This is a genomic window from Nitrospirillum amazonense (genome assembly GCF_007828045.1).
Taxonomy (GTDB): Bacteria; Pseudomonadota; Alphaproteobacteria; order Azospirillales; family Azospirillaceae; genus Nitrospirillum; species Nitrospirillum amazonense_C.
This window is the reverse complement of the sequence record NZ_VITN01000035.1, coordinates 1-14,958: the sequence shown is the minus strand read 5'-3', so window position 1 is coordinate 14,958 and position 14,958 is coordinate 1. Positions and strand designations below refer to the sequence as shown.

7 protein-coding genes are annotated in these 14,958 nt (G+C 66.3%); 4 read left to right on the top strand and 3 right to left on the bottom strand.

Annotation, left to right across the window (positions count from 1 at the left end; genetic code table 11):
• Positions 1-24 precede the first annotated feature (24 nt).
• Positions 25-1,098: a DMT family transporter gene (locus FBZ89_RS28720; protein WP_145754344.1), complete on the top strand. Its 1,074-nt coding sequence runs from the start codon at positions 25-27 to the stop codon at positions 1,096-1,098.
• A gap of 20 nt (positions 1,099-1,118) precedes the next feature.
• Here the strand turns inward: FBZ89_RS28720 and chrA are convergent, their stop codons facing one another.
• Together chrA and FBZ89_RS28710 are read right to left on the bottom strand one after the other, a co-directional pair.
• Positions 1,119-2,516: a chromate efflux transporter gene (gene chrA / locus FBZ89_RS28715; RefSeq protein ID WP_145754342.1), complete on the bottom strand. Its 1,398-nt coding sequence runs from the start codon at positions 2,514-2,516 to the stop codon at positions 1,119-1,121.
• Between the two features lie 114 nt (positions 2,517-2,630).
• A complete protein-coding gene (locus FBZ89_RS28710) occupies positions 2,631-4,412 on the bottom strand; it encodes a sensor histidine kinase (protein ID WP_186457640.1) in 1,782 nt (593 codons plus the stop codon).
• Between the two features lie 558 nt (positions 4,413-4,970).
• Between FBZ89_RS28710 and FBZ89_RS28705 the strand changes: the two genes are divergently transcribed.
• The 3 genes from FBZ89_RS28705 (at position 4,971) to FBZ89_RS28695 (ending at position 7,955) form a co-directional block, all read left to right on the top strand.
• The gene (locus tag FBZ89_RS28705; protein WP_145754339.1) at positions 4,971-5,429 is read left to right on the top strand and encodes a cache domain-containing protein; all 459 of its coding nucleotides are present in this window, start codon (positions 4,971-4,973) and stop codon (positions 5,427-5,429) included.
• Positions 5,430-5,473: 44 nt separating this feature from the next.
• Entirely contained in the window at positions 5,474-6,547 is a 1,074-nt protein-coding gene (locus FBZ89_RS28700; RefSeq protein ID WP_186457639.1) for a HAMP domain-containing protein, read from the top strand.
• Positions 6,548-6,611: 64 nt separating this feature from the next.
• Positions 6,612-7,955, top strand: coding sequence for a nucleotidyl cyclase domain-containing protein (locus tag FBZ89_RS28695; protein WP_145754336.1), 1,344 nt, complete (start codon positions 6,612-6,614; stop codon positions 7,953-7,955).
• A 194-nt stretch (positions 7,956-8,149) separates the two neighbouring features.
• Here the strand turns inward: FBZ89_RS28695 and FBZ89_RS28690 are convergent.
• A partial coding sequence (locus FBZ89_RS28690) for a hypothetical protein (protein ID WP_145754334.1) occupies positions 8,150-14,958 on the bottom strand: 6,809 nt, incomplete at its 5' end.

Below are 14,958 nucleotides of genomic sequence, written 5' to 3'. Positions count from 1 at the left end.
TGATTATTTAACAGGGGGAACGCCATGGCCCTGTCCCGATCCGTCGCTTGGCCGGGCGCCCCAATGGCCCTGGCCTCGGCCGCACTCTTCGGCGCCAGCACGCCCCTGGCCAAGCTGCTGGTGGGCCATGTCGATCCCTGGCTGCTGGCGGGCCTGCTCTACCTGGGCTCCGGCATCGGCCTGGGCATCGTGCACCTGGGTCGCCGGCTCCTAGGAATCGATCCGCCAGAGGCGCCATTGCGGCGGGGGGACTTGCCCTGGCTGGCGGCCGTCGTGCTGGCGGGTGGTGTGGTGGGCCCGGTGCTGCTGATGGTCGGCCTGACGCGCACCCCGGCCTCCAGCGCCGCCTTATTGCTGAACCTGGAGGGACTGGCCACCATGGGCATCGCTTGGTTGGCCTTCCATGAGAACGTCGATCGTCGTCTCCTGCTGGGCGCCCTGGCCATACTGGCGGGGGCGCTGCTGCTGTCCTGGCAGGGTGGGCCGGAGGGCGTCGGCTGGGGGGCGCTCGCCGTCGCCGGGGCGTGCCTGGCCTGGGGCATCGACAACAACCTCACCCGCCGGCTCAGTTCCGCCGATCCCGTCCAGATCGCCATGACCAAGGGGCTGGTGGCGGGCAGCGTCAACCTGGTTCTGGCCCTGTCCCAGGGAGCGGCGCTACCGTCCGTCGGCGTCACCGCCGCCACCGCCGTGGTGGGCTTCTTCGGCTACGGTCTCAGCCTGGTGCTGTTCGTTCTGGGCCTGCGCCACCTGGGCACGGCCCGCACCGGCGCCTACTTCTCCATGGCACCCTTCATCGGCGCCATCCTGGCCCTGATGCTGTTCGATGAGCCCCTGACTTGGCGCCTGATGGTGGCGGCCGTGCTCATGGGGATCGGGCTCTACCTGCACTTGGTCGAGCACCACGAGCATGAGCATGCCCATGAGGAAATGGTGCACGAGCACGTCCATGTGCATGACGAGCACCACCAGCACGACCACGCGCCCAGCACATCCCCGGGCGAACCCCACTCCCACGCGCACCGGCACACGCCGGTGGTGCACCGCCATCCCCACTATCCCGACCTGCACCACCGCCATTCCCATCCGGAGTCCTGAGCGGCACTGGCCGAACGAGGTCAGGCCAAGCCGGCCAGCCGGAGCGCGAGACCCGCGACGGAACAGGCCGCCAGCACCGGGATCATCCCGACCTTGAACCGGAACACCGCGACGACGGCTGCGGCGGTCAGCAACAATGCGGCCACGTTACTGCTTGCCAGCACAGGGATTTCCAGCACCAGGCCGAACGCCTTGAGGTCCGTCACCTCCCGGAACAGGGCGTGCAAGGCGAACCAGACCGCCAGATTGAGGATCACGCCCACCACGGCGGCGGTGATCGCCGTCAGGGTGGCGGAGACGGCGCGGTTGCCGCGCAGCTTCTCGATGAAGGGCGCCCCCAGGAAAATCCACAGGAAGCAGGGCACGAAGGTCACCCAGGTGGTCAACACCGCCGCCAGGGTGCCGGCCACCAGCGGCGGCAGGGCACCGGGCGCGCGGAATGCCGCCAGGAAGCCGACGAATTCCAGCACCATGATCAGCGGACCGGGCGTCGTCTCCGCCATGCCCAACCCGTCCAGCATCTCGCCCGGCGCCAGCCAGTGATAGATGTCCACCGCCTGCTGCGCGACATAGGCCAGTACCGCATAGGCGCCGCCGAAGGTGACGACCGCCATCTGCGAGAAGAAGATGCCGATGCGGCTGAACACGTCGTCCGGCCCCAGCAGCAGGACCAAAGCCACGACGGGAACCAGCCACAGCACCAGGCAGATCCCGGAAATCCGCAGCGACCAGGGCAAGGAGGGCTGCGCATGGGCCGGCATCTCCTCGCCCAGCGCCGTCTCCCGGTCCAGCACCGCCGTGCCGCCGGCGGCACCATGGCCTTGCCCGCCCTTGAATGCCGGATGCCCGGCCTTGCCACCGGCGTAACCGATGAGGCCCGCCGCCAGCAGGATGATGGGGAACGGCACCTTGCCCACGAAGATGGCCAGGAACGCCACGGCCGCCAGCAGCACCATGGCCCGGTTTTTCAGGGTCCGTGATCCCACGCGCATCCCCGCCTGCAGCACCACGGCCAGCACAGCCGACTTCAGGCCGAAGAACAGGCCGGCGACGGCGTCGACCGACCCGAGCAGGACGTAGATCCAACTCAGTGCCAGGATGGACAGAAAGCCCGGCAGCACGAACAGCGTGCCGGCGACCAGGCCACCCCGCGTCTTGTGCAGCAGCCAGCCGATGTAGACGGCCAGTTGCTGGGCCTCCGGGCCCGGCAGCAGCATGCAGTAGTTAAGGGCGTGCAGGAACCGCTCCTCGCCGATCCAGCGCTTCTCCTCCACCACGATGCGGTGCATGACCGCGATCTGCCCGGCGGGGCCACCGAAGCTCAGCGCGGCGACGCGGGCCCAGACCTTGAGCGCCTCGCCGAAGGAGATGCCGTGGGCCGGCACGTCGGCGGGGGAACGGAGGGCGGCGTCGGTCATGGCGTCAACTTCCCTTCTTGGTATCGGCATCAACTTCCAACCAACGGGTGCCGGCACGGCGGCGATCACCGCATCCGGCGTGACCGACGGGCCAGGCCGTCCTAAGTATTCGTCCTAAGTATTCGTAGGCGCAGCTGTGGGCGGGCGCCCAAGGATGACCTTTTCATCCACCCCGCCTGGTTCATCCACCCCGCCTGGATCAGCTATTGCTCCACCGCCGCCAGCGTTCGTCCCAAGAATAATCTCATCCTCAAGAGGGAAGGACAGAATAAACGCCACGCCGCCACCAGCGGCTTTGGGCCGCAACTCTCCACCCAGCTGGGCGGCGATGGCTTGCACCAGTTGTAACCCGAAGCCCCCCTTTCTTTTGCCAATCGTATCCGTTGCCAGATCGCCCGCATTTGCCACCGTCAAGATGCAGCGGCGTCCTTCCGCTTTCAGCGTAACCTTGACGCCACCGTCCGCTTGACCGTGCTTCAGGGCATTCGTCAGCATTTCATTGGCGGCAAGAGCCAATGGCATGGCTTGGCTAACCGGTAGCAGGATGGGCGCGACGTCCACCTCCAATCGCCCCGGCGTCGCCATCATGGCATCCGCCAGGTCGCTGCATTGAGCCTGCAGGAAATCCGCCACGTTCACTGTAGCCCCGTCCGGCGAGCGGTGGAGACGTTGATAAGCCATGGCCATGGATCGGACCCGCCCAGCCGCCTCCGTCAGGGTCTGCCGGGCATTCGTATCCGCCAGCGTTCGCGCTGGCCGGTCGATCAGCGTCGCCAGAATCTGCAGGCTGTTCATCATGCGATGCGACAACTCGCTGTGAAGCATGTCCTTGTGGGCGCTCGCCTGCTCCAAGTGCTCGGCCATTTCATTGAACGCCATGGCCAATTCAATGAATTCGCCCTTCCCCACCATGCTGGCGCGTCTGGAGAGATCGCCTGAGCGCCAGGACTTCGCGGCCATGAGCAGAAGATTGACCGGACGGCGGACCAGACGGGCTCCCATGAACCATGCCACCAGCATGGCCGCCGCCAGGCCCACGCCATTGATGAGCGATGATCGAAGCGTCGCGCGATTCAAGGCGGCGTAGATCGCATCACGGCTTTCAGCGACGCCGATGTAAAAGCCCTCCGGCCCTATCGTGGACGGGACATATCCCACCAGCCGGGGAACGCCGTCCATCGTCTTGATCGTCTCCACCACGCCTCGCTGAGGGGACCACTGGACCTCCTCGATGTTGGATCGGGCAGAGGTTCCCCGAAACTTCTCGTTGCCAGGCAAACGCACCACCACGGAGCCCATTCGGTCCGCAAGCGTCAAAGTATGATCGGTGGTCCATTCTCCGGTCGCGGCGAAATGTCGAGCGAGCCAGTCCGCATTGAGGGAGATGATCATCACCCCCGCCAAGCTTCCCTCTCGGCCGGCATAGGGCAAGGCCAGTTGGACCGACGGCTTTCCCGTAATTCGCCCGGGAACCAATTCACCAACGGAAAACCGGCCCGTCTTGATGGCCTGGTTGAAATAGGCACGATCCGCGACGTTCGGCAGGCCACGAGCAGGACCCTCAATGCCCGAACACCAGATTTGACCGGCGCCATCGGCCACGACAATATTGTCGTAACCATCGTGCACCTTCATCGCCTGCCGCGCCATTACCCCGCAGCCGGCGATGTCATGGTCCTGAACTTGAGCCAGGCTCGTCAAGGTGGCCAGGACCTGACGGCCCCCGTCGAATATCGCGGCAAGATCGGTCGCCACCAAATCGGCCTGCCGCGAGACGCCCAAACGTGCCTCGTCTGTGCGCGCGTGGCGTAATGCGATTTCATTATATATTTCGGCCGCGATAGCCGGTAACGCCGCAGCGGCGGCGAGGATGAGGAGACGGCTCGCAAGTGACATCGTTACCTGCCCCTTAAGGAGCGGCATGATGTCACTACTATTCCACGCCGCACCGAATATTTTGGATTACGCCGCTGGGACACGGCGCCGCAGGTTATGCGCATGGTGGCGATGGAGGTCGGAACGTGGTGCTCAGGCCATGGGGGGCGGAGCCCCGGGTCTGTAGCCTGCGGGTGTAACTCGGCATGCGGATTGGACGCCGATTGGCACGGCGATCATTTGATTCTATTGGAATTGGCGGGGTCATTCGATCGTGTCGTTTCACATCACCGAGCATCTGGCACACAAGTTACAAAGCCAGGAAATCCATTCAATATTTCACCGACATTCAGCAGGCCATATTATTTAGTTTACACCCCACATCTACCAAATCTGTTAAGATTTCATTACTGATACGCGATCAAGGACAGGTTCGTTCTTAGGATAATTTATTTTGATTGACCAAACCGCCTGCCAAAACAACGATTCCTTAAGAGATTGCCGCTAAGGTAAAAACGGCTGACCAGACTGAGTCCACGGAACTTCTCAAGAAAATCCTTAATGCCAAGGACAACGGTGATGCACAGGCGCTCTATCCTGGCCTTTTCGCTGCTGCTCTCCTTCCTGGCCCTCCCGGCATGGGCAGGCGAGAACGGTACGGCCGAAGACGCGATCGCGATGACGCGAAGGGCCATCGCCTATCTTAAGCAAACCAACCCAGAGACCGCGTATTCCGAAATCACGGCCAAATATCCTCGTTTCATAGATCGCGACCTTTACGTCGTTGTCTATGATTTTTCAGGAAACTGCCTGGCCCATGGCGCCAATCCAAAACTCGTCGGCAAGAACCTCATCGATATCCAAGACGTGGATGGCATCTATTATATACGGGAACGAATTTCTTTAGCCGAGAAGAACGACAAATTCTGGCACGAATATAAATTCACCGATCCGTCCACCAGGAGGATCTCCAGAAAATCTACATACTGCGAACACTCGGATAGCGTCATTGTCTGTGTCGGCATATACAAGCCATGACGGTACCTAATACTTTTCCAGCGAATGAAGCGGGACATAGGGCCATGCTGCGGCTGCACAATATGCCGATATTCGCCAAGGTTGCAGCCGCCCCCGCGATCTTGCTGATCGTTCTCGTGGGCATCGGCAGCGGCGCCTTTGCCCTGCTGACAACGGATGCCCTTCACGTCACGGCGCTGGACCAGGATGTTCTCAGACCCCAGCAAAAGGTGGCGGCGTTCGACACCAAGCTCGACACCACCATGACCTCCCTCTACAGGTTGGTTTCCGTGGCGGCGGAGGAGAGCGACGCCCCAAAGATCACCCGCATGGCGCATGATGCGGCCAATGACTTGAAGGTGGTGGATGATCTCTCCGCCGCCCTGATCGCTGCTGTCCCGGAACAGTCCGCGGATGGCGCCGCGCTCACCGAGATCCAGGGCCATGCCCGTCAGTTCACCAAAGCGGCGGCACTGGTGGTCGACATGGTGGATTCTGACCCCGGTACCGCCCTGACCATGATGAGCGCGACCGCCCGCGCCTACGACGAAACCAAGCATCTCGTGGCCGGCCTGGCATCCAAGTTCGACATATTGGAAGAGGAGCGCATCGCTCGCCTGAAAAGTTCCATGTACACGGGCCGGCTGGCCTTTGCCGCTGCCGTGGTCGCGGTCGGCATGATCGCCATCCTCCTGGTCATCGTCATCATCCGGGCGGTTTCGGCGCCGATCATGGCGTTGACCCGGACTCTGCAGGACCTTACACGCCAGGACTATTCGGTGACGGTTCCCGGCCTGCATGCCAAGGACGAACTGGGGACGATGGCCCGTGCGGTGGATGGGTTGCGTCAAACCGCATCCCTGCTGGAAGACCTGCGGCGCCAGCAGGAGGCGGAGCGGCAGCGCACCGAGCAGGAAAAGGCGGCATGGCTTGAAACCATGAGTTGGACGGTCGAGCGCGAGATTTTGACTGCCATTGAGCAAATCCGCGGTGATGATCCGCCGGTCGGCGCCAGTCCTGATCCTTCACCAGGAAATGGCGCCCTCACCCCCGAATGTTCCGCCGCCGGGCCGCGCACGGTTGCGGTGCTGGAGAATCTTGCCAAGGTCGTCCGGTCATTTTCGCGGGAAATCTATTAAGTCCGCCTGATGGCACAAGAGGCGACGCTCTTCGGACGGCGCCGCCCCGAAAGGTTCGCAGACCGTGTCTGCTTTCCTCGACAAGATCACGTCGTGGCTGAAGGACGGCGAACCGCCACCGCCACTGCCGGCGGCGGGGAAAGCTGGGAACAGCGCTCCACCACCCACGCCTGCGCCCGCGTCCGAGATCGAGTTGAACGACCGTTTGCGGTCCATTCTGGCCGGAAGGTCGCACGTGGCCGCTGGCAGCGTACAGATGATCGGCCTTGATAGTTTGAAGGTGAAGCTGGGCGAACGATGGACTGCCGTCCGAAGCAAGGTGCTGACTTTGGCGGAACGCCTGTTGGCGGATGTTCTCTCCCCACACGACGTGTTTTTCCGCCATGGCGAGGGAACCTTTGTGATCGTCTTCGCACAGCTGGGTAATCGCGAAGCGAGCCTTATATGCGGAAGGATCATCGAAGATCTGCAGCGCCTGCTGTTGGGAGAATCAGACACCTCCACCATCCAGGTGACGTCCGTGGTCGGAATTGTGGATGGCACGCTACACCTCCAGGCCACCTCACTGGATGAGCTGTTGGAAGCGGTCGCGAAGTCCATGGCCCGGCCCGCATCGGAGCAGCAGGTAAGCAGCGGCACCGCTTGGGCTGAACCGTGGCGGAGCGTCCCGGCCGAAGCGGTGGAGGTCATGTACCAGCCCGCTTGGGACGTCACCCGGCAAGTGCTGTTTCTCTATATCGCCCGAGCCCGCCGCATGCGGGGCAATCACGCGTTTTGGGGCACCGGGACGCTCTTGGGTACCAGTGCCAACCCCATGGAGGTCCTGGACCTCGATCTCGTGATCATTCAGGGAGCTATCGAAACTTACCTGGAGCTGTACGAGAACCGCTTCCGCTTCTTTCTTTCCCTCCCCGTCCACTACGAAAGCATATCGGTCAACAGCCGGCGGCAGCAGGTTATCGACTTGGTGGGACGCATTCCGGCGCACCTCCGCCCCTTCCTGAATTATCGCTTGGAGGATTTGCCGGATGGAATACCCGAAGGCCGCCTTCGCGAGTTGATCAATTGTCTGCGGCCATTCGGGCGCAGCGTGACTGTCGCGACCAAACTTCAAAGCCGCGACCTTCCAACCTTCGCGGCGGCGGGTGCCACGGGAGTGGTGGCGACACTGCCCGGCCCTGTCCTGACGGAACGGATAGCCATCGATCTCGCCTATTTCGCCTCCTCAGCCCAGAAGTTGCGATTGGGCACCCTGCTGGAAGGCGTGGAGATAAAGGCCGCCGAGGCCGCCGCCACAGCGGCGGGGATTAATTTTCTGGCGGGAGACTTCATCGGACCCTGGACGGCGGTGCCAGGCCACGTCATTCGCAAGCCCCGCCACGAACTGGGCCGCGGCCCTGGAACATAATGGCGAAGCCTCCGGGAGGCCACGTCCTACTCACCCCATATCAATCACCGCGCGACACCTGCATGCTGCTCAACTGCCCGCACATGCCCCGCACCAGGCGCCGAAGCAGACGGGATGGCGCAAGACGTTACGCTCAGGACGTCTGATCAACGCCCCAGGGCGCGGGCCGCCGGATGGCTTATGGCAGGCCCCCCTCAGAAGTCCCAGCTGGCCCGCAGGACGCCGGAGTGGCCCTGGTAGTCGTGGCGGTACTCGCCGTTGTACTCCAGGCGCAGCTTGAAGCCGTCCGACTGTTCCACGGTGGCGCCCAGGGCGACACCCAGGCCGTCGGCCTGCGGCCGGCCGGTGGTGCTGGCGAAGGTCACGCCAGCCAGCGCGCCGGTGGTGGCGATGGGGCCGTTCAGATAGTCGTGCACCCAGAACACCCGCAGGTCGGGGAACAGGCGGCCGATGCCGGTGTCGATGCGGGTGTCCAGCTTCACGCCCACCTCGTGGGTGATGGCGTTGGTCACCAGGGCGTCGATGTTCAGGTCGGCGATGCCTGCGTCCCGCTCGTTATAGGCATGGTTGGTCAGGCGCACGGCCCGCACGCTGATCTGCGGCGTCAGGGTGAAGTCCCGCGCCACCGGCAGGTCATAGCCCACCGTCACCTTGCCCAGGTACTGCTCCCCGCCGTAGTTGGCATTGGCGCGGGCCCCCAGGAACTGGATGACGCGGCGCTGGTCGTAGTGGTTGTAGCCCCAGCCAACCTGGCCTTCGACCGACAGGCGCTGGTCCGCCCAGTCAGGCCGCCAGACACTGTAGGCGGTCAGCTGATAGCTGCCCACCCGCGTGGTGCTGCCCGCCATGACGCCCTGGCCGACCGACGCGCTGTTGATCCAGCTGAAGGCCAGGCCCGCCATGGCCTCGTCGCTGGCGAACCAGTCGGCGCCCAGCACCACGCCGCTGCTGCTGGCGCGGTAGCCCGCCGCCTCCGTCGTCGTGCCGCGCAGCACGCCGCCGCCCAGGATCTCGCCCCAGATCACACCCTCGCGGCCTTCAGAACCGGCGGCGGCGCCTTTCGCCGATCCGTCCATCAGGCTGGCCACCGTTTCCTGATGCTGGCTGATCGCCGTCGTCGTCGGCGTGACCGCCGTGGCGGTCAGCTGCGGCGTCAGCTGGCTGGGGGCCAGCTGCGCCACCGCCACCTGCTTGGCCTCCACCGACAGTTTCGCGAGGGGCGCCAGCACCTGCTGCGTGAACGCCGCCACCTGCGCGTTGCTGGTGATGGACGAGGAGGCCAGCGCGGCGATCTGGTCCAGGGCGGCGCCTGAACCCACCGCCGCACCGCCCTGGGCCACGCCCACGGCCGTGTAGTTGGTGGTGGTGCCCGCCACCGTCACCACCAGGTCGGTGGTGCCGCCCACCGTGACGGTGGCGGAGCTGACGGTGTAGCCGGTGGCGTTGAAGCTGACTCCGCTGAGGTTGAGGCCGTTACCCGCCGTGGCGATGGTGTAGGTACCGGCCTGCAGAGCGTTGCCGCCAGCCCCCTGCAGCGTCACCGACCCGCCCGTCAGGCTGGCGCTGCCGCTGATCACCAGGCTGCCGTAGCTGGTCAGCGATGTGGCGCCGATGACCAGACTGCCGGCCGTCTGGCTATAGCTGCCGGTGATGTTGACCGCGCTGTTCACCAGCAGGGTGGCCCCGCTGTTGACCACGCTGTGGCTACCGACGTTCACCGTGTCGGCCAACCGCACCGTGCCGCTGGCGAAGCGCAGGTCGGACTGGGTATTGGTGATGGTGCCGCCGGTCAGGGCGCCGGGGGCCGCATCCGTGCCACCCTCGACCGCCAGGTCGTTGGCCGACAGGTTCACCACGTTGCCGCTGATGGTGCCGCTGTTAGCCAGGGTGCCCAGCGTGCCGGTAGCCGCGATGTACAGCGCCGTGGCACCGCCGGCGGTATTGGCCAAGGTGCCGGCGACGGTCAGCGTGGCCAGGCTGGCACCGATATAGTCGTTGCCCGCCGCCGCCAACAAGGTGCTGCCGCTGGTCACGGCGTTGGCACTGAGGCCGGTGATGCCGCTGGTGACCGTGGCCCCGGCGTAGTTGGAGCCCGTGCCGCCCTGGATCAGGGTGACGCTGTCGCCGACGATGTAGTTGCCGGTGGCGCTGACCCCGGCGTTGACCACGCCGCCCGTCACATTGGCCGCTCCACTGACGGTCAGGACATGACCGCCGGCGGCCAGCGTGCCGCTGCTCTGGGCGAAGTTGCCCGTGACGGCCACGTCGGATGCCAGGGCGATGCTGGCGCCGGCGTTGCTGACCGTATGCGTCGCCACGTTGAGGACGTCGCCCAGGCTGACCGCACCGGACGCGAACACCACGTTGGCGCCCGTGTTGGTGATGGTGCCGCCGCTGAAGCGGCCCACCGTGCCATTGCCCCCTCCGTTGATGGTCAGGTCGCGGGCCGACTGGTTCACCACATTGCCGCTGATGGTGCCGCTGTTGGCCAGGCTGCCCAGCGTGCCGGTGCTGGCGATGTACAGCGCCGTGGCCCCGCCGGCATTGTTGGCCAGGGTACCCGTGACGTTCAGCATGGCCAGGCTGGCCCCGATGTAGTCGTTGCCCGCCACGGCCAGCAGGTCGCCGCCGCTGACCGACCCCTTGGCGTCCAGGCCGGTCAAGCCGCTGGTGACCACGGCCCCGGTGTAGGACGACCCCGCCCCACCCTGGATCATGGTCACGCTGTCGCCCACGAAATAGTTGCCCACGCCGGAGACGCCGGCGCTGACCGTGCCGCCCGTGACCAGCGCCGGGCCGCTGACCGTCAGCACATGGCCGCCCAGGGTCAGGCTGCCCGCGCTCTGGGCATAGGTGCCGTTGACGCCAACGTCCGTGGTCAGGCCGATGGCCGCCCCGATGTTGCTGACCGTGTGCGTGCCGCCCACGTCGATCGCGTCGCCCAGGGCCACCGCGCCCGACGCGAACACCACGTTGGCGCCGGTGTTGCGGATCGTGCCGCCGGTGAAGCTGCCCACCACAGTGCCGCTGCCACCGGTGATGGTCAGATCCCGGGCGGAGACGTTGGTCACGTTGCCGCTGACGACACCACTGTTCGTCAGGCTGCCCAGGGTGCCGGTGGACGCGATGTACAGCGCCGTGGCGCCGCCGGCCGTATTGGCCAGGGTGCCGGTGACGGTCAGCGCGGCCAGGCTGGCGCCGATATAGTCGTTGCCCGCCACGGCTGCCAAGTTGCTGCCGCTGGCAGCACCCGTGGCGTCCAGGCCCGTGAGGCCGCTGACCACCGTGGAGCCGGTGTAGGTCGAGCCGTTGCCACCCCGGATCAGGGTGACGCTGTCGCCCACCAGGTAATTGGCCGTGCCGCTCATCCCGGCATCCACCACGCCGCCCGTCACCTGCGCCGCCCCGCTGACGCTCAGGACATGGCCGGCCACCGACAGGGTGCCCGCCGTCTGGCTGTAGTTGCCCGTCACCGCCACGTCGCCGGCCAGCGTCAGGCTGGCCCCGGTGTTGCTGACGGTGTGGCCGGTCACGTCGATGGCGTCGGCCAGGCTGACCGCACCCGACGCGAAGGTCAGGTTGCTCAGGCTGTTGCGGATGGTGCCGCCGGAGAAGCCGCCCACCGTGCCACCGGTGCCGCCCACGACCACCAGGTCATTGGCGCTATTGTTGATCACGTTGCCGATGATGGTGCCGCTGTTGGCCAGGGTGCCCAGGCTGCCGGCGCTGGTGATCAGCACCGCCGTGGCGGCGTTGATGGTGCCGCTGTTGGTCAGGGTCCCCAGCGTGCCACTGACATAGTCACTGAGCAGGGTCAGCAGCAGGTCGGTGGCCGACCCGTTCGTGCCACTGCCCAGCGTGGCGCTGAAGCCCGTGGCCGCGGCGCTGAGGCCGCTGGTGGTCAAGGTCCCGCCCACCTCGGCGATGGTGTAGCTCTGGCCCGCGATCAGGTTGCTACCCGACAGCGCCGTCACCGCCACCGTGCCGCCGGTGAAGGCGGCGTCGCCGCTGACCAGCAGCTCACCCGCCGTGCCGCTGCCGATGCCCATGGAAAGATTGCCCGCCGACTGGCTGTAGTTGCCCGTCACGCTGATAGCGTTGGTCAGCAGCACGTTGGCGCCGCTGTTCACCAGCGTGCCCGTGCCGACATTCACCTGGTCGTTCAGCAGCAGGTTGCCGCTGGCCAGTTCCACGGTGCCGCTGGTGCTGGTAATGGTGCCGATGGCGCCGTTCTGGCCCGTCAGGGTGCCGATGGTGGAACCGGCGCCGCCGGTGAACACCAGGGCGTTGGCGCTGGTGTTGACGATGCTGCCGGCGATGACGCCGCTGTTGGCGATGGTGCCGATGCTGCCCTGGTTGTACAGGGCGGTGACGCCGGCGATGGTGCCGCTGTTGCTGAGGGTGCCGATGGTACCGCTGTTTTGCACCGCCACCTGGCCGGCGATGGTGCCACTGTTGCTGACCGCGCCTAGGGTCGCACTGTTGTACAGGCCGTAGGCCGTGCCGCTGATCAGCCCCTGGTTCAGGATGGTGCCGATGGTCCCGGCATTGTTCAGGCCGGCCGCCGCCACCGACGGCGCATCGATCAGGGCGCCGGTGTTGACCACCGTGCCGATGCTGCCCTGGTTGTACAGGCCCACCCGGCCGTCGATCGTGCCGCTGTTGCTGACCAGGGCCATCCGGCCCAGGTTGTGCACGCCGTATTGCGTGCCCTGCAGCAGGCCGCTATTCGCCAGGGTGCCCAGGCTGCCCAGGGTACCGATGTAGGCCGCCGTGGTGACGCCGCTGACAGTACCGGTGTTGTTGAGCGTGCCCAGCGTGCCGCCCACATAGTCGTTGGCCACGGCGATCAGCAGGTCCACGCTGGACCCGATGGTGGCCACGCGGGTGGCGGCGGCCAGGCCGGTGATGGCCGAGGTGATGCTGACCCCGCTGTAGCCGGACCCGGCCCCGCCCTGCACCAACGTGCCGGCGGCACCCCCCGCCACGTAGTTGCCGCCGGCATCCAGCTGGGCCGTGGTGATCATGCCACCGCTGATGCTGGCGATACCGCTGACCACCGCCGACAGCGTGCCGAGGGCCAGCGTGCCGAGGGCCTGGCTGTAGTTGCCGGTGATGCTGAGCGTGCTGGCCAGCGTCAGGCTGGCGCCGCTGTTCACCACCGTGTGACTGCCCACATTGATGGCGTCGCCCACCACCTGGGCCCCCCCGGCGAACACTAGGTTGCTGGCCGCGTTCGTGATGGTGCCGCCCGCCAGCGTGCCGTTGCCCGCGATGACCAGGTCGCCCGAGGACAGGTTGACGATGTTGCCGCTGAGGGTGCCACTGTTGGTCACCGTGCCCAGGGCGGCGCCGGCCGCGTTGTAGAGCGCGGTTGCCCCGGCGATCAGGCCCTGGTTCAGCAGGGCGCCGATGGAGCCGCCGTTGCGCACGCCGCTGAGCGTGCCCGCCAGCGTGCCGCTGTTGGAAAGGATGCCGATGCCGCCCGTGGCCGCCACATAGACGGCGTTGCCGGCGCTGACGGTGCCGCCGCTGGCCAGGGTGCCCAGCGTGCCGCCGACATAGTCGTTCAACCCCACCAGGTAGAGACTGGTACCGCCGACGCTGCCCGTCAACTCCAGCCCCGTGATGCCGGAGGCGTAGCTGAGGCCGATGTAGCTGGACCCCACCCCGCCGGCCACGGCCGCGGTGCCGCCGCCCTGGCCCGCTGCCGAGTTGAGGGTGCCGGGCGCACCGCTGAGGGCGATAGTGCCGCCCGTCAGCACGGCGGCGCCGGTCACTGACAGCTGGCCGCCGCCATAGGCCAGCGCCAGCGTGCCGGCCGACTGGCTGTAGCCGCCGGTGACACCGATGATGCTGGTCAGCCGCACCGAGGCGCCGCTGTTGACCAAGGTGTGGCCGGTGACGGTGACCTGGTCGTTCAGCGCCAGGTTACCCGACGCGAGCACCACGTTGGCCAGCGTGCTCATGATGCCACCGCCGGTCAGCGTGCCCACCACCGTGCCGGTGCCGCCCTGGATGGTCAGGGCGTTGGCGCTGGCATTGAGGATGTTGCCCTGGATCACGCCGCTGTTGACCAGGGTGCCCAGCGTGCCGCTGCTGGCGATGTAGACCGGTGTGGCGCCGCCCAAGGTGCCGGTGTTGGACAGCGTCCCCAGCGTGCCGCCGACATAGTCGGTGGTGACCGCCAGCAGCAGGTCGAGGCTGCCGCCCACCGTGGCGATGGAAGCGCTGCCGCCCAGGCCCTGAAGGCCCGTCACGGTGATGGCGGCGCCGGTATAGTCGGACCCGGCGCCGCCCTGCACCAGGGTGTAGGCGCTGCCCGCCAGGTAGTTGCTGGCGCTCGACAGGCTGGCCCGCACTGTGCCGCCCGTGATGCTGGCGGCATTGCTGACCACCAGTTGCGCCGTGGCCGGGTCGATCAGCAGGATGCCGCCCGTCTGGCGGTAGGCGCCGGTGACGCCGATGGTGCCGGCCAGGATCAGGCTGGCCCCGCTGTTCACCACCGTGTGGCTGCCGACATTGACGCTGTCGTTCAGCGCCAGGGCACCGGACGCGAACACCACGTCGGCGGTGCCGCTGGTGATGACGCCCATGCCCGACAGGCCGGTGAGCGTGCCCACCGTGCCGTTGCCGCCGCCGGTGATGGTCAGGCCGCCACTGCCCAGGTTGGTGATGCTGCCGGCGATGACACCGCTGTTGGCCAGGGTCCCCAGGCTGCCGGTGCCGGCGATATAGACGGCGGTGACGGCGCTGAGCGTGCCGCTGTTGGCGATGCTGGTGAGGGTGCCGCCGACATAGTCGTTCAGGCCTACCAGTATCAGGTCGGTGCCGCTGGTGGTGCCGGCCATGCTGAGGCCCGTGACGCCGCTGGTGGTGACGCTGACACCGGCGTAGTTGGACCCGGCGCCGCCGGTCATCAGGGTGGGACCGACCTGGCCCGCCAGGTAATTGACCGTGGACGACAGGGTGGCGACGACGGCGCCGCCCGTCAGGCTGGCCG